The 20,802-nt window shown below is 54.9% G+C and carries 17 protein-coding genes; 8 read left to right on the forward strand and 9 right to left on the reverse strand.

Annotated features, from left to right (window positions below; translation table 11 throughout):
* Window positions 1-70 precede the first annotated feature (70 nt).
* Window positions 71-1,651, reverse strand: a complete 1,581-nt coding sequence (locus tag CCASEI_RS03970) for a sugar ABC transporter ATP-binding protein (protein WP_006821305.1) — start codon at window positions 1,649-1,651, stop codon at window positions 71-73.
* 24 nt (window positions 1,652-1,675) lie between these two features.
* Window positions 1,676-2,668 carry a LacI family DNA-binding transcriptional regulator gene (locus tag CCASEI_RS03975; RefSeq protein WP_025387197.1) on the reverse strand — a complete coding sequence of 331 codons (993 nt, stop codon included), beginning with the start codon at window positions 2,666-2,668 and terminating at the stop codon, window positions 1,676-1,678.
* Between the two features lie 312 nt (window positions 2,669-2,980).
* On the opposite strand from CCASEI_RS03975, the gene CCASEI_RS03980 reads away from it, so the two are divergent.
* From CCASEI_RS03980 to CCASEI_RS03995, 4 genes are all read left to right on the forward strand, one after another.
* The gene (locus tag CCASEI_RS03980; protein ID WP_038574420.1) at window positions 2,981-4,162 is read left to right on the forward strand and encodes an ArsB/NhaD family transporter; all 1,182 of its coding nucleotides are present in this window, start codon (window positions 2,981-2,983) and stop codon (window positions 4,160-4,162) included.
* A gap of 95 nt (window positions 4,163-4,257) precedes the next feature.
* The gene (locus CCASEI_RS03985; protein ID WP_025387199.1) at window positions 4,258-5,553 is read left to right on the forward strand and encodes a CorA family divalent cation transporter; all 1,296 of its coding nucleotides are present in this window, start codon (window positions 4,258-4,260) and stop codon (window positions 5,551-5,553) included.
* Entirely contained in the window at window positions 5,546-6,433 is an 888-nt protein-coding gene (locus CCASEI_RS14350) for an NUDIX hydrolase (protein ID WP_006821308.1), read from the forward strand. Before CCASEI_RS03985 ends, CCASEI_RS14350 begins: the two co-directional genes overlap by 8 nt.
* Window positions 6,430-6,918 carry an HD domain-containing protein gene (locus CCASEI_RS03995; protein WP_006821309.1) on the forward strand — a complete coding sequence of 163 codons (489 nt, stop codon included), beginning with the start codon at window positions 6,430-6,432 and terminating at the stop codon, window positions 6,916-6,918. Before CCASEI_RS14350 ends, CCASEI_RS03995 begins: the two co-directional genes overlap by 4 nt.
* A gap of 97 nt (window positions 6,919-7,015) precedes the next feature.
* On the opposite strand, the gene CCASEI_RS04000 is transcribed toward CCASEI_RS03995, so the two are convergent.
* Window positions 7,016-8,461, reverse strand: coding sequence for a PucR family transcriptional regulator (locus tag CCASEI_RS04000; RefSeq protein ID WP_025387200.1), 1,446 nt, complete (start codon window positions 8,459-8,461; stop codon window positions 7,016-7,018).
* A 121-nt stretch (window positions 8,462-8,582) separates the two neighbouring features.
* Between CCASEI_RS04000 and gabT the strand changes: the two genes are divergently transcribed.
* Both gabT and CCASEI_RS04010 read left to right on the forward strand, forming a co-directional pair.
* A complete protein-coding gene (gabT, locus tag CCASEI_RS04005) occupies window positions 8,583-9,896 on the forward strand; it encodes a 4-aminobutyrate--2-oxoglutarate transaminase (RefSeq protein WP_025387201.1) in 1,314 nt (437 codons plus the stop codon).
* Between the two features lie 105 nt (window positions 9,897-10,001).
* A complete protein-coding gene (locus tag CCASEI_RS04010; protein ID WP_404825299.1) occupies window positions 10,002-11,219 on the forward strand; it encodes an aromatic amino acid transport family protein in 1,218 nt (405 codons plus the stop codon).
* 1 nt (window position 11,220) lies between these two features.
* Here the strand turns inward: CCASEI_RS04010 and CCASEI_RS04015 are convergent, their stop codons facing one another.
* The 3 genes from CCASEI_RS04015 to CCASEI_RS04025 are packed head-to-tail and all read right to left on the reverse strand — an operon-like array spanning window position 11,221 to window position 14,467.
* Window positions 11,221-12,837, reverse strand: a complete 1,617-nt coding sequence (locus CCASEI_RS04015; RefSeq protein WP_025387203.1) for a thiamine pyrophosphate-binding protein — start codon at window positions 12,835-12,837, stop codon at window positions 11,221-11,223.
* A 29-nt stretch (window positions 12,838-12,866) separates the two neighbouring features.
* Complete coding sequence (gene speB / locus CCASEI_RS04020; RefSeq protein ID WP_006821314.1) at window positions 12,867-13,865, reverse strand: agmatinase; 999 nt, start codon at window positions 13,863-13,865, stop codon at window positions 12,867-12,869.
* Window positions 13,866-13,897: 32 nt separating this feature from the next.
* A complete protein-coding gene (locus CCASEI_RS04025) occupies window positions 13,898-14,467 on the reverse strand; it encodes a helix-turn-helix domain-containing protein (RefSeq protein WP_025387204.1) in 570 nt (189 codons plus the stop codon).
* 161 nt (window positions 14,468-14,628) lie between these two features.
* Here CCASEI_RS04025 and CCASEI_RS04030 point away from each other — a divergent pair, with 161 nt between their 5' ends.
* On the forward strand, window positions 14,629-16,203 hold the full coding sequence (locus CCASEI_RS04030; protein ID WP_051461184.1) for a sodium:solute symporter: 1,575 nt from the start codon (window positions 14,629-14,631) through the stop codon (window positions 16,201-16,203).
* Between the two features lie 3 nt (window positions 16,204-16,206).
* Here CCASEI_RS04030 and CCASEI_RS04035 read toward each other — a convergent pair whose 3' ends face one another.
* The 3 genes from CCASEI_RS04035 to CCASEI_RS04045 are packed head-to-tail and all read right to left on the reverse strand — an operon-like array spanning window position 16,207 to window position 19,773.
* Complete coding sequence (locus CCASEI_RS04035; protein ID WP_025387205.1) at window positions 16,207-17,343, reverse strand: pyridoxal phosphate-dependent aminotransferase; 1,137 nt, start codon at window positions 17,341-17,343, stop codon at window positions 16,207-16,209.
* Between the two features lie 9 nt (window positions 17,344-17,352).
* Window positions 17,353-18,216 (reverse strand): glutamate ABC transporter substrate-binding protein, encoded by an 864-nt coding sequence (locus CCASEI_RS04040; RefSeq protein ID WP_025387206.1) that lies wholly within the window; start codon window positions 18,214-18,216, stop codon window positions 17,353-17,355.
* Window positions 18,217-18,231: 15 nt separating this feature from the next.
* Entirely contained in the window at window positions 18,232-19,773 is a 1,542-nt protein-coding gene (locus tag CCASEI_RS04045; protein WP_025387207.1) for an alanine/glycine:cation symporter family protein, read from the reverse strand.
* 242 nt (window positions 19,774-20,015) lie between these two features.
* On the opposite strand from CCASEI_RS04045, the gene CCASEI_RS04050 reads away from it, so the two are divergent.
* A complete protein-coding gene (locus CCASEI_RS04050) occupies window positions 20,016-20,726 on the forward strand; it encodes a GntR family transcriptional regulator (protein WP_025387208.1) in 711 nt (236 codons plus the stop codon).
* Window positions 20,727-20,802 lie beyond the last annotated feature (76 nt).

The raw sequence follows: 20,802 nt of genomic DNA on the forward strand, positions 1-20,802 counted from the left end.
ACCCAGGACAAAAACTTGTTTGGTCCTTTGGCCTTCGGCGCCGCGTTGGCGGGAGTATTTACTGCGGTGGTCACTTGGATTCCTCCTCGATGGTGGCAAACGCTGCCTCATGGCCGCCTGCCGCGACGGTTTCGGCGCTAGCGGCGGATGAAAGGTTGGACACGGCCAGGGCCATGATTTCGTCTTGAGTGGTGTTCTTCGGCAATTCGCCGGCGAGCTGCCCGCCGGACATGACCAGGATGCGATCGGACATTCCGAGTACTTCCGGCAGATCAGAGGACACCATGAGTACGGCACCACCGTTGGCGGTGATTTCATTGATGATGTTGTAAATCTCTACCTTGGCGCCAACATCCACGCCGCGGGTGGGCTCATCCAGCAACAACACGTTGGACTGCGCCAACACCCAGCGTCCGAACACGGCTTTTTGCTGGTTGCCACCGGATAGGTTGCGAATTGGCTGGTCAATATTGGCCATGCGGATACGCAGCTTTTCAGCTACTTCCTGCGCGCGATGCTTTTGCCCGGATCGGTCCGCAAGGCCTGCCTTGGCAGTAGCAGCCAAGGTGGCGTAGCCGAGGTTCTCATTCACGGTGCCATCGAGCACCAGTGCTTGGCCCTTGCGGTCTTCGGGAATGTGGCCGACACCAGCGCGGATAGCGCCTTGGATATCGCCGGCCTTGAGTTTCTTGCCGGAGACCAGCACCTGACCGGAGTCATATTTATCAGCGCCAGCAATCGCGCGGACAACCTCGGTGCGCCCGGCGCCGACTAGGCCGGCGAGGCCAACGACTTCGCCCGCGTGCACGGTGAACGAGACATCATTGAAGCTGCCAGAGGAAGATAAGGAATTGACTTCCAGCAATGGTGCACCGGTTTCGGGGACGACACCGCGCGGGTACTGATCTTCAATTGCGCGGCCCACCATGTGCTGCACCAGGGTGTCTTCATCGGTGGAGGCAGGAACCTCCGCCACGAATTCGCCATCACGCAAAATGGAAATGGTATCGGCAATGCGCGCCAGCTCATCCAGGTGGTGGGAGATAAACACCATGGCCACGCCCTTGGCTTTGAGCTCATCCAGGATGGCGAATAGCGCGTCCACTTCCTTGCCGGTCAGCGCAGCGGTTGGCTCATCCAGAATCAGGATGCGCGCGTTCATGGATAGTGCTTTGGCAATTTCGATGAGCTGCTGCTTCGCAATACCCAGCTCACCCACTTTTTGCTTGAGCGGCACATCCAAACCAATCAGGTTCAGCGCCGCCTGCGCTTGGGCGTTGAGGTGCTTGTAGTTGACCAGACCAAAGCGCTTCGGGGTGCGGCCCAGCATGATGTTTTCGGCAACGGATAAGGTCGGCACCAAGTTGAGTTCTTGGTGGATAGTGGCAATGCCATGTGCTTCGGAATCATTCGTGGAAGCGATGGTGACCTCTGTGCCATCAATAAGAATCTTTCCGGAATCTGGCGCGTGCACACCAGCAATCATCTTGATGAGGGTTGATTTGCCGGCACCATTTTCGCCGAGCAGCGCTTGGACCTGCCCGCGGCGAACCGACAGGGACACGTCTTTGATGACGTTGACCGGTCCGAAGGACTTAGAAACATTCGCTAGCTGCAGGACGGCTTCGTGCTCAAGGTTGTTGTCTGACATGGATTGCACCTCCTTAAAAATTAGTTAGGGCGTAAATTCGATGGATTCGCGAGGGATAAAACGGGTCTTAACCACGGCACCTTCCGGGGGAGACTTGGCGCTGAATGACTGCACTAGGTTACGCAGCGCGGTTCGCCCCATGTGCTCCACGCTTTGGTCAATAATTGCCACGGGAGCGGGTTGGATGCGCATGAAGACGAAGTCATCAAAGCCGATGAGAGCAAGTTGCTTGCCGATGTCCACGTTTTCCCGATAGCATGCCTCCAGCGCACCAAAGGTCATCATGGAGTCACCGGCGATAATCGCGGTGGGCTGTTGTTCCAGTAGCTTCTGCGTGCCGCGGAAGCCTTCTTCATGCAGGTATCCGCCGTGGTGAACGATCTGGTCCATGCCAAGCTCTTCTGCATAGCGGCGGAAGTCCTGTAGGCGATCACGGCCTGTGGAGGTGGTTTGTGGTCCGGCCAAGTAGCCGACCTTGTGGTGACCGCGGGAATTTAAAGCCTCAAGCGCTGCCTTGATGCCCGGTGCCGCATCTGAGATGACCGCGGGGATGTTGCTGCCCTCGAGGTGGCGGTCAATAAACAGCAGGGGAATTGAAAGTGCGACGTCCTCGAGCATCTCCGCTGCCTCGATGTGGGGAACGGCGATGATGCCATCAACTTGGCGTGCGCGGAGCGCTTCGATGGCCTCGGTGATCTTTGGGGAGCTTTCACCACTGCTGGTGATGATGGTGGCATAACCCGCCTGATTAGCCTCATCCTCGATAGCGGCAGCCATCGCCGCAAAGAATGGGTTGACCAGGCTGGGAACCACAACTCCGATGGCGTCAGTGCGCGAGCTCTTCAATGCTCGTGCCTGTGCATTGGGGCGGTAGTTGAGCTCTTTAGCGGTTTCTTGGATGAGCTGGCGGGTCTTTTTTGCAATGGCCGGGTTGTCCGCCAGCGCGCGTGAGACCGTGGAAACAGAAACGTTGCAGGCGCGTGCGATGTCTCGCAGCGTGGTCGGAGCAGTCACCATGTCAGACTCCTTTGCGTGAAGTGAGGTAACCGGAACAACAGCATGCAAACGTTTGCATGTTCAATCTGCCTTAAACCTATCCAGTCCACAATCGAAGTGTCAAGTGCCCCAGCTCACCTAATTGCTTTTATGCCACCCCCAATTTTCCAAACGTCAACAGGTTGACCAGCATTATTATGTAGACCAGCGGGGGCGGGAAACGGTAAATTTCAGGTTAACTTTTCCCACATTGAGACAGGCTCCAGTGTCTGGTTGGTCGTGCGGAGTCGCCTGCAAACCGCAATGGCGAGGCCGTCCTATGATTATCTGGTGATGCAACGCGTGAGCTTGACTGCAAGAATGGCCGCACTGGCAGCAACTGTGCTGGTGGTGCTGGGTATTGTTGATCTCAGCTCGTTGGGTGATTTGGTATCACGCTTGGTGCCGATATTTGTCTTCGTTATTGCGATTTCCATTGTGGTCAACGTGTCCGCGCAGGTTGGACTGTTTGAAGAGGTTGTCTCCAAGTTGGAGAAGGTCGCCCCGCGGCACCGGGCTGTGCGACCAGTGGTCTTGTGGATTTTGCTGATTATCTTGGCCGTGGTGGTGACGGTATTTTTGTCGCTGGATACCACGGCGGTCATGATTACGGCGCTGGCTGTGCCACTGGCTCGGCGCAACAAAATCCCCGTTATTGGCGTCGCTTTCGCGGTGGTGTGGATAGCAAATATCGCGTCCTTGCCGCTCCCGGTATCCAATCTGACCAACTTGCTGGCATTGGGCTCCGATGCGTTTAGCGGCACGGTGGAGTACCTGTCCTATGCGTGGAAACCGGCACTAATTGCAATCCTTATTGTGATTGCGGCGACTGCCATCTTCACCTTGTATCAGGCGAAAGTCGCCACGAACGAGGAGACATCGACAGTCATGCGTAGCAGCGATGCCCAACGCCGAAATCCGCTGTTGACTACCTGCGCCGTGGTGGTGGCGGTATTGATGCCAGTGCTAGCAAGTCCAATTCCGTACTGGTTGAGCACCTCAATCGCAGCGCTCATCATTCTGGCTTCATGCACTCCGCGGCGCAAGGACCTGATTTCGGTTGATCTGGTGCCGTGGAATTCTTTGCTGCTGGTCACGGCTATCTCCACGGTTGCAGCGCTGATTCACACCACTGGGGTGGCGGGGTGGTTGACGGGGATGACATCGGCAAGTCCTGCGAGCTACATCGAACTAGCATCCATCGCCGGCGCTGGTGGCGTGGCCGCTAACCTGATGAACAACATCCCAGCGTTCCTCTTCCTAGAACCTCTGGTGAGCACACCAGCCAGCTATATCGCGCTGCTCATCGGCGTTAATGCCGCTCCCATCATCACGCCGTGGGCAAGCCTGGCCACACTGTTGTGGCATGACCAGCTGCGCCGCGCCGGGGTGCACATCAAGTGGTCAACCTTCATGATTCTCGGCTGCATCCTGGCGCCGGTCGTGGTGCTTTTACCTGTTGCGATGATGGTCTGATTTCACTCCACGAATCGCGCGACTGCCAGCCGCGTTGAACCAGCACGGACAGCAGTAGTATCGAGAAAGGAAGTTAGCGATAGAAGGGGGCAACAATGAGTGAGTACAGCCGTGCATATAAAGACTGGCCCGATTTATGGGATGAGGGTCTTAGTTATTTGGCGAAGGTTGAATACGTTGACGGTAATCAAAGAATTATTGCGGATGGATGGCACAAACGGCAGATAGAGTTTGAGAACCAAATTGTGCAGTTTCACGAGGCCAAAACTGGCGAAGCCACCATCGACGTTGGGGTGGAAGAAAACAAAGAGGGATTGTGGGAAGGGGTGAAGACATTTGAGGTTGAAGTTGCACTTAATTCCAAGCATTTTGATGCTGCCACCATGATGCTTTCTCATCTAGTTGATGCCCGATTGGCCACGCAGCTTGTAGAATCCGTCGGCTCGATGATCCAAAGAGTCTCCGCGAATAGGAGTGATACTCAACTAGTCGATGAGCATGGAAATAGTATCCCTAGCGTTGATCTCTTAGCTCAGAATTTGCCTGCTCGGTCTGGAAACCATAATGAACCTCTACGAATTTTGCACCGCTGGTGCCGAATCTTCCAACTAAGAAATGGAACAATCACTCTTTATGAGCCGCTTGATGAAGAGCGGAAAAGCAACTTAAGATGGCCGCATTATGGCATTTGGCTCAATAGAGGTTCTGAATATTTTCTGCGAAAGAGCAGCATTGGCAGCATCTTCGATGCAGTAGAAATCCCGATAAAGTACGAACAATACAATCTTGAAAATTGGCGGATTGAATTCGACATGTGGGAAAATCAGCCCTTTCAGATTGTGACGAGCGGAGATTCTGATGTAGCAGCTCGTAGATTAGGCACCGCGCAAAAAGAGATTGGAATCTTGTCGGAATTCATTACTACTGCATTTTTGGCTGCGAGAAATCTTGAACGTCGTACGAAGCGCAACCAACTATTCCTAGAAAATACGCAACTTCGAGATATGGCAACCAAGCGTTTAGATGAAATCAAGAACACAATTGAAGAGGGACGTTTGATGTTATACAGAGCCTCTGAGTTGCTTGCCAACACCGCCCAATCGGTGCAAGCAATGGCAGAGCAGAAAAATGTCGAAGCGGCACAAAAGACTAATACCTTTTTGACCATTGCCAGTGCTCTCTTTTTTGCGCCAACTTTGATTATTTCGTTCTATTCGATGTCAATTATTGGACTGAATGAGCAAGAACATGTGCCAAGTTCAATGATGGTGCTTTTGATTTGCCTCGCCAGCGTGCTGTTGACGCTGGTCTTTGCAGGAGCGGTTAGACTGGTGAATAAGGTCATCAGAAACAAGAAGATATCTCGAAAGATGGAGAGTAACAATGATTGAAAGTATCTTTTCCATTGAGATCTCTAAAGCCCTCGAAATATCGACACGTCAGTACCTTGTGGGTAACCTTGCTAGGCCTCAAGAACTCAAACATATTCCTGATGCGGATGTAGAAATTGGTATTTCACGCTATGAATCCGCATCCGCGGAATCTCCCCATTACCACGACGAAGCAACGGAATTCCAGTATATGATCTCAGGCTGGACTCGGTACAAGGACTTAGGTACCGGCCAAGAATTTGATTTCACAGCTGGTGATTTCTATGTCATTAAGCCACACACACATTACGTGCAGAAGTCGAAGCAGGGAACTGAAATTCTGTTCATTAAGGTGCCGTCAATTAATGACAAGAGACTTCTTGAAGTCACTCCACAAATTAAATCCTGGATGGCGGAGAAACTGAAGACTGTTAGAAATGACTACTTCGAGGATCCGGATGCACCTGCGGCAAATTCAATAAAACCAGCGGCAGCCGTGGCCGTCTGCGATAACGATCGACTCCTCATGGTTCAGCGTGCAGATAGTGGAAAGTGGACTTTGCCTGGGGGAACTCTTGATTTTGGTGAAAGTCTTCCTCACTGCGCGATACGAGAGGTGCAGGAGGAAACTGGGTTACAAGTTGAAATCACGGATGTTCTTGGAACTTATACCAATCCTGAAGTCAAGATTGAATACTCGGACGGTGAGGTTCGACAAGAGTTTACTGTGGTCTTTCTGGGGAAAACAGATAGTACAGAAGTAAATATTGACCATGAGTCGGTGAATTACGCGTGGCTTTCATTGTCCAATGAGATGTCTATTGACATGGCTGATTCGCAGCGTCGCCGCATTGCAGACTTGTTGCACTACTTGAGCTCGGGTGAGAAGAGGATTTCATGAGCGATAGGCACAAGGATTTTATAGGCATCGACGATCGACGTCTGTTGCATGTTCGAGAAGTTGGGAGAGTATGTGCCGAGCTAGCAGATTCTCTCTTCGGCTGGCCAGAATCTAAGTCCCGAGAGATGTTTATTCTAGGATTTATCCATGATGTTGGGTACGAGTATTCCTCCGATCAGCAGCAGCATGAAGAAATTGGAGGAACGATATTGAAACCGATGGGATTCAAATACGCCCAAGAAGTCTATTGCCACGGTAACCCAGAAGTGACAGAGATGACTCATGAACTATTGATTCTGAATATTGCGGACATGAGTGTGAATGGATCAGGGCAAAGAGTGTCTTTTGATCAGCGGCTCCAAGACATTGAGAATCGTTATGGCGTCGAATCATCCCAATATCAAAACGCCGTAGCATTAACGTCAAAAATAGAGAGTGAACTTGAAAGACTAGGGAAAACTATTCCGGATCTGCAGCTTCGTTAAGCTAATTCTCCCGTAACGAAGCTGAGTACACCACGCCCGAGGACTGCATTGCCGGCGTTGAAGTATTTACCGAGGTTGCGGCAAAACTCATTTTCTCTTAGTCTAGGTCCGTGTCGGAATCTTGGACAATTGCGAAAAGCAGTTCCGCAAAGACTGCGGGCTCTGAAAGGTCGACTTCGCAGAGCTGCTCGATTTGTGCGATGCGGTTGCGGGCGGTGTGGCGGTGGATTTTGAGTGCTTCGGCGGTTTGGTTGAGCTGTCCGCCTTTTCTTAAGTAGACGGACAATGTGCGGGCTAGGTCCAAGTTACGTTCGGCGTCGATGGTGCGCAGCACGTTGATGGTTTCACGGCGTCGGCTGGCCAGTGCGGTGCGCACGACTTCGGAATTGAGCCAGGGCATGGATTGGCTGCGCGGGGAGAGATATTCACCCAACGGAAGTGGGCGAGCACGCGCGACGAGTTCCTCAACGTGATCTGAAGACAGTTCGGTGGCGTGGATGCGTTTGCCAATGGCCACGCGCAAGCGGCGAAGTGAGCCGGCGAAGAGGTCGAGCATTTCTTGTAGTTCGGCATCGCCGCGGAATAAGAATAGAAAACTCAGTGGGTCTAATTGAGCGACATAAAGAAACTGCCCGCGGTCTTCCAGGTTCGCATCTAGAGCGAGCTTGCCGCGCTCAAGGCTGCGGGTGTCATCGGCAAGTGCCACTACCGGGCGCGTGAAGCCTTCCTTGTCACGCGGAAAATCCAAGGTCGTGGGCAGCATCTGCGAAGGTGAGGTGGTATCCGGCAGGCCTAAGCTCAATCGCAAGGCAAAAGAATTGAGCTCATTGCGTGCTTGGCGCAGCTCCACCGGGCGAGCAAGCAACATGTCTGCCAGGCCAGCGCAGTGCCTGATTAATGAGCGATCTTCGGCGGTGATGGGATGATCAGAATCCACCTTCAGCGTGTGCTGCCGCTCGCCATGGGAGGTCATCTCATAAGAACTGAAGTATTTCCTTTTGGCTGGTGGGGCGGTAGAAGCCACTACATCGTCGCGTTCATTAATGATGGAGAGCTCAACATCAATGAAATAAGCAGCCTCATGCAGCAATTCCGTGAGGTTACCGCGGGTCGCGGTGTGCGTGAGTTTCTCCTGTGCCGCTAAAAGCCGGCGTTGCGCAATATCATTACGGCGGCTTTGCTCCTGGTGAACTGCCGCGACGATAGAGATGAAAGAAATCTGACGTGGAACCTCAAATAAACCAATGCCAAGTTCCTGTGCGGTCGCAATTACCGACTCCGGCACGGTAGGAAATATCAGACCCGTACCAATACCCACCGCCACCGCACCGGCCTCAGCCAGGTGGGCAAGGTAGGCAGCGAGCTCATCCTCGCGGTTGGCAAACGCAATTGCAATGGTGAGAACTACAGAATCCTGCTGAATGAACTCCGTGGCATCTTCCAACTCATTGGTCTGAACACCAGAAAATGTGGCGGCAGTGGACGGGCAGATCGGGTTGATTTCCAAGGCGCCTTGGTTGAACAACCACTCAAATTCCAGCATCCAGCAATGTCCATTCTGTATATCCGAACCACAATCTTTCGCCATAGTGTACATGGTGCGCAACACAGTGAGTAGCCATACTGAGTGAGAACACAAAGATTGAGCCTTTGAAGGAGGAAGCATGAAGGACTTCGATTACCACCTGCCGCAGGAGCGTCGAGTAGTCACTGATGGAATGGGAGAAAAGAGCGCGGAGATTAATGCGCGCCGTGAGGCAGCCATTGCCCGTGCCCTGACCCCAGGTCTGCCTGGATATGTCGTTACTGCAGATGGTGGTGTCCTGGTTGATGCCGATGACAACTCATACATCGATTTCGCATCCGGCATTGCTGTGACGTCCGTTGGTGCTTCCAATAAGCGAGTTGCAGATGCTGTGTCTAAGGCTGCCGCACAATTTACCCACACCTGTTTCATGGTCTCCCCATATGAGTCCTACGTAGCGGTGTGTGAAAAGCTAAACCAGCTCACCCCAGGTGACCATGAGAAGAAGTCCGTTCTTCTAAACTCTGGTGCTGAGGCAGTAGAAAACGCAGTCAAGATTGCGCGTAAGTACACCGGCAAGAATGCCGTGGCAGTTTTTGACTACGGTTACCACGGCCGTACCAACCTGACCATGTCCATGACGGCGAAGAACAAGCCTTACAAGACAGGTTTCGGCAGCTTGGCTTCCGATGTCCACCGGGTGCCAATGTCCTACCCAGCACGTGATGGTCTCAAGGGTGATCAGGCAGCAGCACGCGCAATCAAGGTGCTCGACCAGCAGGTCGGACCTGAAAACCTGGCGTGTGTTGTCATCGAGCCAGTCCAGGGTGAGGGCGGTTTCATCGTCCCAGCTGAAGGCTTCTTGCCAGCCATTGCGCAGTGGTGCCGCGATAATGATGTCGTCTTCATCGCTGATGAAATCCAGTCCGGCTTCGGCCGAACCGGCCAGTGGTTCGCGTCTGAGAACGAGCAGGTCATCCCAGACCTGGTGACCACTGCGAAGGGTATCGCTGCTGGTATGCCACTATCTGGTGTGACTGGCCGTGCGGAAATCATGGACAGCCCAATCCCAGGCTCTTTGGGCGGTACCTACGGCGGCAACCCAGTTGCTTGTGCCGCAGCGCTCGCAGCAATCGAAGAGTTTGAGGCCCATGACCTGCCTGGTCGTGCACGTGAAATCGAAGCAATCGTTCGCGAGTACTTCGAGCCACTGCTCGAATTGGAATCCGTCCTAGATGTTCGCGGTCGCGGCGCCATGATGGCCATTGAGCTCATCAACGCCGAGGTCACCAATGAGATTGCTGCTGCATGTAAGAAGCAGGGCATCCTCATCTTGACCTGTGGTCTGGACGGCAACGTCATTCGTTTGCTGCCTGCGTTGACCATCCCGGAGCACCTGCTGCGTGAAGGTCTGGAAATCCTTACCACGGAAATCCGCGAGGCTCTCGCCTAAAATTCCATACTTGTACCCCCTGACCAGCGTCTAGTTTCGCAGGGCCGGTCAGGGGAACACTCATTTCAAACAGGGGATGAAAATTTGAATAGCAACAACATCAAGATTGATGAATCTATCAATCCTTCGAAAGAAACTGAAAGCGAAAGCCGCATCACGCCGTGGCAAGCTGTCGCTCTGATCTTCGGTACCAACATCGGTGCTGGTATTTTGAGCCTTCCTTATGCCGGCCGCAACGGTGGCTTCCTGGCGCTGTTCATCGCACTCGCAATCGCCGGTATTTTGACCACGCTGTCCATGATGTACGTGGCAGAGGTGTCACTGCGCACCAACAAGCCGCTGCAGCTGTCTGGTCTGGCTGAGCAGTACTTGGGCCACTGGGGACGCTGGCTGGTATTTGCCGCGATTGCGGTCAATGGCACCGGCGCGCTGATTGGTTATGCCGCTGGTTCTGGTGAGCTGCTGGATAACCTGTTGGGCATACCGCCGACTATCGGTACATTATTGTTCTTCGCGCTGGGCACGTTCATTATGTACAAGGGCTTGGAAGCAACTGGTGTTGCTGAGGCCGTTATTACCATCGCCATGGCCTCCATTGTTGTAATTCTGGTGATGTGGACCTTCATCGGGCCTGGTATTGAGTTTGAGAATCTGTGGATTTTGCGTCCTTACTTCATCATCCCGATTATGAACCTGGCTGTGTTCACCTTCATGGCGCAGTACGTTGTGCCGGAGCTTGCCCGCGGTATGCGCGATAATCACTCGGACAAGATTGTGCCAACCATTATCGGCGGCATGGTCGCTACCGGTATTACCCTGGCTGCGGTTCCTTTTGCAGCGCTCGGTCTGCTGGGTACCAATGTGTCTGAGGTCGTCACCGTTTCTTGGGGTGAGGAGCTCGGTCCCATTGCTTATTACCTGGCTAATCTCTTTGCGCTGTTTGCAATGATGACGTCATTCCTCGCCATCGGCTACACCACCATGCGTAACGTCTTGGACATCTTCCACTGGCCACAGCATGGTTGGCAGCGTGGTGTCGCAGTAGCGATGACCGTTGGCTTGCCGTTGATTATTACCTTCGCGGGTTTTGGCGGATTCGTCTCAGCTTTGAGCTACGCCGGCGGTATTGCGGGTGTAGTCATGTCCATCATCCCGGTGATGTTGCTGCACGCTTCCCGCAAGTACGGCGACCGCAACCCAGAATGGTCGCTGGGTTGGACCGCGCACCCGATCCTCCAAGCGACCATCATCATCGTTTACGGCCTGGCGTTCCTCTATTCCATTGGCAGCATCTTTGGAATTGTTCCCGCCGGCTGGGCGTAGCCTAGGTTAGCTCCCACATCTTCAAGTGGGTTTCCAACACCACAACGTTGGGGCCAGACTCTGCATCAAGTGCTTGTGACAGTACTTCTTGCAGGGTCTCTTTTTCTGCCCTGAACGCTGGAACTCCGAAGGACTCTGCGAGTTTCACAAAGTCAGGACGCGCGAGCTCCGTAGCGGTGGCTTTGCCGAAAGCTTCATTCATGTACTCGCGCAAGATGCCGTAGCCGCCATCATCCACAATCAGCCAAGTCACCGGAATATCATGCTGGACTGCGGCTGCTAGTTCTGAAGTGGAGTAAAGGGAAGAGCCGTCACCGGCCAGCGCAAAGGTGCGCTTGCCCAGTCCTAGTGCGCCGCCCAAGGCGGCGGGGAAGCCATAGCCTAGGCCACCGGCGCCTTGTGCCGAGTGGAATTCGCCGTCCTTGGCATCCCACACATTCCACGCCCAATAAGCAGCGATGGTCATATCCCAATAGGCCTGCATGTCATCCGGCACAGCCTCCCGAATTGCATCCATGACCTGCTGCTCATGCTCCAGGCCAAGCTCGCTCATGCGCTCCGCCACCTTGGTGTTTACTTCAGCTGCCTTGTCCGCGCCAGCATGCGTTGCAGTATCTACCGCTGGAAGCAGCTGCGCCAAGAAAGTGGAGATATCCGCGCGAATACCCAGTGAAGGATGATTTGAAGACAAGACCTTGGACTCAGCATCCACCTGGATGATGGTGCCAGTTGGCTTCATAGTGAAGTAATTGGACGTCACCTCACCCAGGGAGCTGCCCAACACTAGCAGGGTTTCAGCACTATCCATCAGGTCTGTGACATGGCGGTCTTCGATAAAATGCACGGCCAGTGGATGATCCAACGGCAGGGCAGTGTTACCACCGACAGTGCACACCACCGGCGCATCAATCTTTTCCGCCAACTGCACTAGCAGTTCACCCGCGCCGGAGCGACGCACGCCGCCGCCGGCAACAATGACGGTGGAGTTCGCGTTAATCAGTTCCGCCGCGCGGCTCACCAGTGCGTGGTGTGCTTCCGGCTGGTTGATCTCCGCCGCGGTGGTCGCGGCGGTAATCGCCGGTAGCCCATGCGCGGTGTCCTGAGATTCCAACAAGATGTCCTGCGGAACCTCCACCCACACTGGCCCCTGCGGCGCAGTCATTGCCTCACGGCAAGCATCTTCCAGAACGCTTGGAATGGCAGCAGCCTGCTGCACCGTCGCCTGATATTTGGTTACGTTGCGCACGGATTCAGTCTGTTCATCCAGCTGGTGCAGCATGCCCTTGCGGCGCGCGCCCAGGCCCGCGGCCGGAATCTGCGAAGACACCACAATCATTGGCACACCAGTGGCATAAGCCTCCTGGAGCCCAGCAAGCGAGGTCAGCGCGCCGGGGCCAGTGGACAAAAACAGTGCCGCCGGGTTGCCGGTCGCACGTGCATAACCATCAGCCGCAAAGGCTGCATTGTTCTCCACGCGGCTGGAGTAAAAGTTCAAAGAACTGCGCGACAGGGCATCAAAAAGCCCCAATGCGTGCTGGCCAGGGATACCAAAGACATCCTTGATGCCCAGCGCTTGCAGGGTTTCAACAACCAGGTCGCCGCCATTGCGAGTAGTCATATGTTCTCCTTCTTGTCTTCGCGCAGAGCCTAAGCGCGCTGGGTATTCCCGCGCAGGTCAGCCATCAACGTAATCAAGTCATAGGCCACGTGTGATGCCGCAACACCGGTAATTTCCGCATGGTCGTAGGAAGGAGCAACCTCCACGACATCAGCGCCAACAATGTTGAGCCCGCGCAGGCCACGGATGATTTCCAGCAACTCACGCGAGGTCAGTCCGCCAGCTTCGGGGGTGCCGGTGCCAGGGGCATGAGCAGGATCAAGGACGTCAATGTCCACAGAGATGTACAGCGGGCGCTTGCCTACGCGGTCACGCAGCTTAGCGATGATTTCATCCACGCCCTGACGGAACACGTCCGAGGAGGTAACAATGCCGAAACCAAAGCGGCGGTCATCTTCCAAGTCCTTCTTGCCGTACAAGGGGCCGCGGGTGCCCACGTGGCAGATGCCCTCTGTATCCAACACGCCTTCTTCTACCGCGCGGCGAAATGGAGTGCCGTGGGTGTAGTCCGCACCGAAGTAGGTATCCCATGTGTCCAAGTGGGCATCGAAATGCAGCAGTGCAACCGGCTCTTTCGCGCGCGCCGATGCCGCACGCAGCAGCGGCAGTGCAATGGTGTGGTCACCACCGATGGTCATCAGTGATGAACCATCCGCGGTGAGATCCATGGCGTCTTGCTGGATAGCCTCAATGGCCTCATTGATGTTGAAAGGATTAACCGCCATGTCACCCGCGTCCACCACCTGGGTCTGCGCGAAAGGCGCAGTATCCGTCGCTGGATTGTATGGGCGCAGCAGCCGGGAAGACTGGCGCACATGGTTGGAACCAAAGCGTGCGCCAGGGCGGTAGGAGACACCGGAGTCAAAAGGAACGCCGACTACCTTGATGCCAGCTTGTCGGTCCTGTGCCTCAATATCGCGTAAGCGCGGCAGTAGGGCATAGGTGGATTCGCCACTGTAGCGCGGAACCAAGGCCGAATTAACTGGGCCGACGTGGCCGCCTTCTTCAACGCGTGGGGTTTCTAGCATGGGATGGGCGTCCTTTCTTAAACGCTGTGGATTTATGACACTCCGGATAGCACCCACAGCACTTCAGTGCTGCCACCAGTGGGGTTGTGCCAGGTGTGAGGTTCTGCGCCGGGAAATGTCAGGGTGTCCCCGGCTTCTAAGGCGAATTCCTCCGAGGAGGTATTGACCACGAAGCTGCCTTTGATGACGTGCACGGATTCAATGTGGCAATCCATGGTGTACGGCTCTTCTTCACCATGTCCGTGGGCTTCCACGGACATGTGGATGATCTGAATTTCCCGCTGTGTACGCGGGGTGAGCAGTCTTTCGATGATTCCCGCGCCTCCCAAATCAACCCGTGGCGCATTCTCAAACTTCACCACGGATACTTCGGGGCTATCTAGGAGTTGACCTGGATTGATGCCCAGAACTTGGCACAAAGTGACCAAGGATTGAACAGAGGGGCTGGTCAGGTCACGTTCAACACGTGAGATGAAACCTTTGGAAAATCCAGTGCGCTCAGCAACTTGGTCCAGGGTGAAATGCCGACGTTCGCGCAGTGCGCGTAGACGGCTACCCAGGGCAATGTCGCTTGCGACTGGCTCAATGGGGAGTGACTTCATCCTTTTACCTTAATGAATGTTCTGCTCATGAAAGTTCTTCTCGGAGACTGTTGCCTATTGGGCAACTAATGTTTAGTATAGGGTCACGCGCTGTGATGCGCAATACAAGTTGAAGAAAGAGAAATCCCTGCTACTGACCGCTAAAGAGGAACCTCCATGGAATGGCTCAATATTGCAGTTTGGCTCTATACCTGCTTGGCATGATTGCCTTCGGTGTGTGGGGCGCAAGGAGAATCAAAAATACCGCTGACTATCTAGTTGCCGGGCGTAACCTCGGCGGCACCCTATACGCCGGCACCATGGTTGCAGTGGTCCTCGGCGGCGCCTCAGCCGTGGGCGGCATTGGCTTGGGCTACACCTACGGTATTTCTGGTTTCTGGCTGGTCACCGCTATTGGCGTGGGCGTGCTGGTGCTCAGCTTGGCGTTCGCGCCAGCACTGCAGCGCCTTCGCATCTTTACCGTCTCGCAGATGCTGACCTTGCGTTATGGCACCGAGTCCACGCAGGCTTCCTCACTGATTATGTTGGCGTACACCTTGATGTTGGCCGCGACCTCCTCGGGCGCTTATGCCTCTGTCTTCGTGGTGCTCTTTGGCTGGGACCGCTGGCTGTCTATTCTGGTCGGCGGCGCTGTGGTGCTGGTTTATGCCACCGTCGGCGGAATGTGGTCCATTACCTTGGCTGACATGGCGCAATTTGTCATTATGACCATTGGTATCTTCGCGCTCATGCTGCCCATCTCCTTGTCTCAAGCCGGCGGTTGGTCTGGGCTGCAGGGCCGTTTGGATTCAGAGTTCTTTGACATCGGCGGAATGGGACTGCAGTCCATCATTACCTACTTCGTCATCTACACACTCGGCCTATTGATTGGCCAGGACATCTGGCAGCGCGTGTTTACCGCCAAGACCCCGGGCGTTGCCCGTTTGGGCGGTACTGCGGCTGGTGTTTACTGCATCCTCTTCGGTGTTGCCGGCGCGATCATCGGTATGGCCGCAGCTGTTCTCCTGCCTGGCATCGAAGTTCGCGATGACGTCTTTGCTTCGGTTGCTTTGGAAGTTCTGCCAGTCGGTATCGGCGGTATCGCACTAGCTGCGGGGGTTGCTGCGATGATGTCCACCGCATCCGGTGGTCTGATTGCTGCAGCCACCGTGGTCCAGGCAGACGTTATCCCACTGCTTAAGGGCATGTCTGAAAAGCGTGGACCACGCAAGCTGAGCCCAATGGAAGTGGTCAAGGTTGCTGATGCCTCAGCAGCGCGCGCGGAACAGGCCGAAGAAGACATCAATATCAACCGCCGCTGGGTCCTGATTTTCGGCGTGATTGTGCTGTTCATCGCCATGGCTGTGCCTGACGTAGTGGCAGCTTTGACCATTGCTTATGACATCCTCGTCGGAGGGCTGCTGGTTGCCATTATCGGCGGCCTGGTATGGAAGCGCGGGACGGGTGCCGGTGCGACGTGGGCCATGATCGTTGGTACCCTGGGCACGCTCATCACCATGGGCATCTTAGAAATCCAGGCAGAAAACCGCTTCGACGGCGTCTTTGCCAACGAGCCAATCTATGTTGGTCTGATTCTGTCCGCGATTGTGTACATCGTGGTTTCTCTGGCCACCAAGCCGACTGACCCCGAAGTGCTCGCGGCTTGGATTAAGCGCACAAAGGAAGGCGCGCCTTCCCTGGAACAAGTTGAGGAAGACGCGCGCGGAATTGAAGAAAAGATTGCCAAAGAGGCTTAAACCTTAAGCACCTTCTTCAAAGTACTGCCTAATAATCCCGATGCCACGTTCGATATCTGTTTGCGAAGCCGCAAAAGACAATCGGATGTGGCTTTCGGCATCTGGGCCATATTCGGCGCCAGCGCGAACCAGCACGCCACGTTCGGCCAAATCGGCCGCAACCTCAGAAGATGGCACGCCGGTGTCATAGGAGAAGAAAGCATAAAACGCGCCCTCGGGTTCCACGAGTTGGACATGCGGGATATCGCTAAGCAAGCGCACCACCAGGTCGCGGCGCTGCGCGTACTCCTCCAACATCGGAGTCACCACAGCTTCATGCAATTTCACCGCAGCCAGCGCTGCGAGCTGCGCCTGCTCAGAAACAGAGCCGTTGAAAGTGCGGTGCATCTGCGCAATCGCGGCAATCAAATCCTTGTCGCCGGCGACATAGCCCACGCGGAAACCAGTCATGCAGTACTTTTTAGAAAACGTCTGCACGTAGAGTGTTCGCTCTTTGAGTCCCTCAACTTCTAGCGCGGAGGTGAATTTCTCCTCCGTGTAGGTCAGGGCCGAATAGGCCTCGTCGGAGACAACCATGGTCTCTGTGCCATCGAGAAGCTCTGCGAGCTTTTCCAGCTCGGCGCGCGTGTGCACAATGCCATTGGGATTTGAAGGATTGGAAAAGACCACCATCTTCGCACCCTTAAGCGCTACTGCCAGCTTTTCACAGTCGAAGTGCAGGTCGGTGCCCATGGGAACAAACTCCACGGTGCCACCGGCCAAAACCACCTGGTCCGCATACAAAGAATAGGCCGGCTGCGGGATAACCACCTTGTCACCCGGCTCAATCAACGCGAAGAACAACGCACCCAAACCAGCCGTCGCACCATGGGTGACCACGATGTTGTTTTTATCCCAGTCCGAAGGACGGGCGGGGAGTGCGGCCAGGAGGGCATCGCGAAGCTCTGCAATGCCATGCTGATCCGTGTAATTCGTGCGGCCATGCTGAATGGCTTTGAGGCTGGCATCAATGACCGCCTGCGGGGGAGCGAAGTCGGGCTCACCCAACGCCAATGACACGGCGCCCGGGGGCACTACGCCCAAAGGCGGGCGAAGGGATGCTTCACGCTGGTCAAAGATGCGTTGAGCGATGGTGTTCATGCAATCTCCTTAAATGCCGGACAGATCGCCCGGGGTGGTTTTTTCAATGGAATCGAGGTCACCGAAGTATTCCTCGATGATGGCGTTGAGCTCCCCAGACTCCTTCATGTCAGTGAGCGCCTGGTTGACGGCGTCGACGCCCTCGGTGTCATCTTTTTGCAGGCCAATGCCGTACCACTCATCAGAGAAGAAAGATCCATCAGCCTTGGTCATATCGAGCACTTCAAAATCACCGTCATACTGTCCGGCGTAGCCTGCAAGAATTGGGGCATCCGAGGTTAGCGCATCCACGTTGCCTTGTGAGAGCGCTTCAATGCAGCTGGAGTTGGTGTCATATTCCTGCAACTGCACCGCCGGAATCTCTTCCTTGATGCGCTGCGCAGGCTTGGAACCGGTGGTGGAGCACAAAATCTTGCCGTCCAAATCATCCAGCGATTGAATGGAGGAGTCATCCGTGCGCACCAGCAAGGCCTGGTGGGTGAGCAGCAGCGGTCCTGCGAAATCAACAATCTCCATGCGGTCCGGAGTGATCGAATAGCCACCCTGAATCAGATGCGCCTCACCATTGCGCAGCAAAGTCTCACGCTGCGCGGCGGGGGTTTCGCGGTACTCGATATTTGGAGTATCCCAGCCGTTTTCTTCGGCCAGGGTCTCCACAATCTTGGTCGCGATATCGGATTCCGCGCCGGTGAAGGAACCATCGCCTTCGCGCAAGCCGATTCCTGGTTGGTCAAACTTCACGCCAAGGATGACATTGCCAGATTCGATGGCACCGAGAAGGCCATCGCCTGAGCCATCAGAGGAGGAGCAAGCGGAGAGGGACAAAGTAGCGGCGCCGGCGAAAAGGGCAATGGCAGATTTGGTCTGAGACATGGGGGAGAGATCTTTCTAGTCAATGTTCTTGGTAGGGGAACCGTTATCCAGCAAGTTCACGCGGTCTCTTTCTGGAACCGGTTCAATTTCACCACCGGCCGTAGCCTTGCGGTATGAAGAGATCTCCTTGCGCAAAGGCTTGGCCAGCAGGTAGATGCCCAGCAGGTTAGGGATAGCAACCAGGAAGAAGGTGGCGTCGGAGAAGCGGACAACGGTGTCCAGGGAAACGGATGCGCCAACAACAATCATGATGATGTAGATGACGCTGTAGATCTGCTTTGCGCGCTTGTTGTCATTGAAGATGTAGCCGAAGTTGAGCTGGCCGTAGTAGCAGTAGGACAGCACGGTGGAGAATGCAAACAAGACGATGCAGACGGTCAGCACGAAGGTGAAACCGTAGGAGACGGTGGCAAAAGCGTTAGTAGCCAGGGTAATGCCGTCAGCGCCGGTGTTGAGGTGCTCACCAGTAACAATGATGGCAACAGCGGTCAGGGTACACACAATGACGGAGTCCAGGAATGGCTCCCATGCGGCAACCAGACCTTCCTCAGCGGGGCGACGGTTCTTGGTCACGCCGTGGGCAAGAGCCGCGGTACCAACACCAGCCACGTTGGAGAACAGTGCACGCTGAATACCAATAATCGCCACGCCCAGCACGCCGCCGGAGATACCTTCAGGGGTGAATGCGCCCTGGAAAATCTGCACGAATGCGTTCGGGATTTCAGAGAAGTTAAAGCCCAGAACAATAAACACAGCGACGGCATAAACTACAGACATCACTGGGACCAGGCGGCTGGTTGCATTGGCGATGGAGTTAATTCCACCAATCAGTACAACTGCCGCCGGGATGGCAATGGCAACGCCAATAATCCAGCCGTTGCCGTAGAGGAAGCTGTCCTCACCACCGGTGATGTCAGTCAGGTGCATGGCAACCTGGTTGGCCTGGAAAATGTTGCCGGCACCCATTACGGCCAGCGCCATGCCGATGGCGTAGAAATAGCCCAGGCCGATACCGAGCTTTGGCTTGCCGATGGATTTTAGACCGTACTCCAAAAAGTACATCGGACCAGCGGCGACTGTGCCGTCATCGTTGACGCGGCGGAACATCTGGCCCAAGGTGGCCTCAGCGAGCTTAACCGCCATACCGAGCACACCAGCGGCTGCAATCCAGAAGGATGCGCCGGGGCCGCCCATGGTGATGGCGACGGCAACACCAGCGATGTTGCCGAGTCCGACGGTGCCGGCGAGCTCTGTGGCAAAGGCTTGGAAACTGGTCACCTGGCCTGGGTCTGATTTCTTGGCCATCAAGCCGCGGACAACGCGGAAAGCTTGCTTGGCGTCTTTTAGCGGACGTACGCGAAAGTAGACGTTGCAGAATACACCGCCTGCAACCAGCCAGACCACCACGAGAGGGAGATCCGCGCCGAGAACCGGGATGGAGAAGAAGACCGCCGTTTCAAGGAACTCTACGAAGGGTCCGAAGACCGATTGGATAGCGCCGTCGATGCCGCCACCGGCATCTTGGGCGAGGAAGTGGGTAGTTAATGAAGAACTCAACTCAGGTCCTTTCGGTTGATAAGGCGAGGATACATCCGCTGTCACAAAACGATGGGAGTTTCAATGCATAGGGTTTTGCGACGTGAGCTACATGGTATGTTATCGATAACCCATAAGTGAAGCGTTTGGCAAAAGTTTCTTCTTTTGGGGCTAAAAGTTCCTAGATTGATGCAGGATCAACTGCCTGTGCCTGGCTAGGATTGAACCGGTTAGAAACAATCAGAGTTAAGGGGTGGCTTAAGATGGCACCTGGTGATGAATGGGCCAAGCGGATTGAACAGGTCGGGCGCGAGTCCGCGCTGAGTCAATCAACGTTGAAGCAATCGACGCAAAACCTCATTAGGCAACTGCTCTTTTCCGGCATCATGGTGCCCGGTGAGATTTATTCGGCGAACTCCTTGGCTTCGCACCTGGGGATCTCTAACTCGCCCGCGCGTGAAGCGATGATGGCGCTGGCTGCTATCGGCCTACTTGAGCCGGTGCGCAACCGCGGCTTTCGGGTGGTGGAGCTATCCGAGCATGACCGCTATGAGGTTTATGAAATGCGCGTGCTTATTGAGGTTGAAGCCGCGCGCCAGGCTGCCACCCGCGACATCGGCATTGAAGCAATTGAAAATATCGTGCGTCTTGCCCAGCGTTCCATCGAGGCCTTGCCGTCCACTCGGGAAGATCCGGCGTTGCCTTATCTCAACGCTGACCATGACTTTCACATGGCGGTGGTAGATTCCATTGGCAATTCACGTTGGTCAAAAACCATCTCTAACCTGCGTGATGAGTCCCGTGTCAACGGTGCGTATCGCTATCTGAAAGACAGTCAAGGTCTGCAGCATTCAGCGCGGGAGCATGTCGATATCGCGAAAGCGGTCCAAGAACGCGACCCTGAAAAGGCTGCCGCGCTCATGCTGAAGCACCTAGAATACGCTCGCCCCAAGAATTATCCGCCTGCTTCTTAGGTCCTTTTCGCCCCTTCAACCCTCTCTCACTGGCATTAAAGTGCAGGTGGGTGAGGGTTTTTAATATTGTTTCTCC

This window comes from Corynebacterium casei LMG S-19264 (assembly GCF_000550785.1).
GTDB lineage: Bacteria > Actinomycetota > Actinomycetes > Mycobacteriales > Mycobacteriaceae > Corynebacterium > Corynebacterium casei.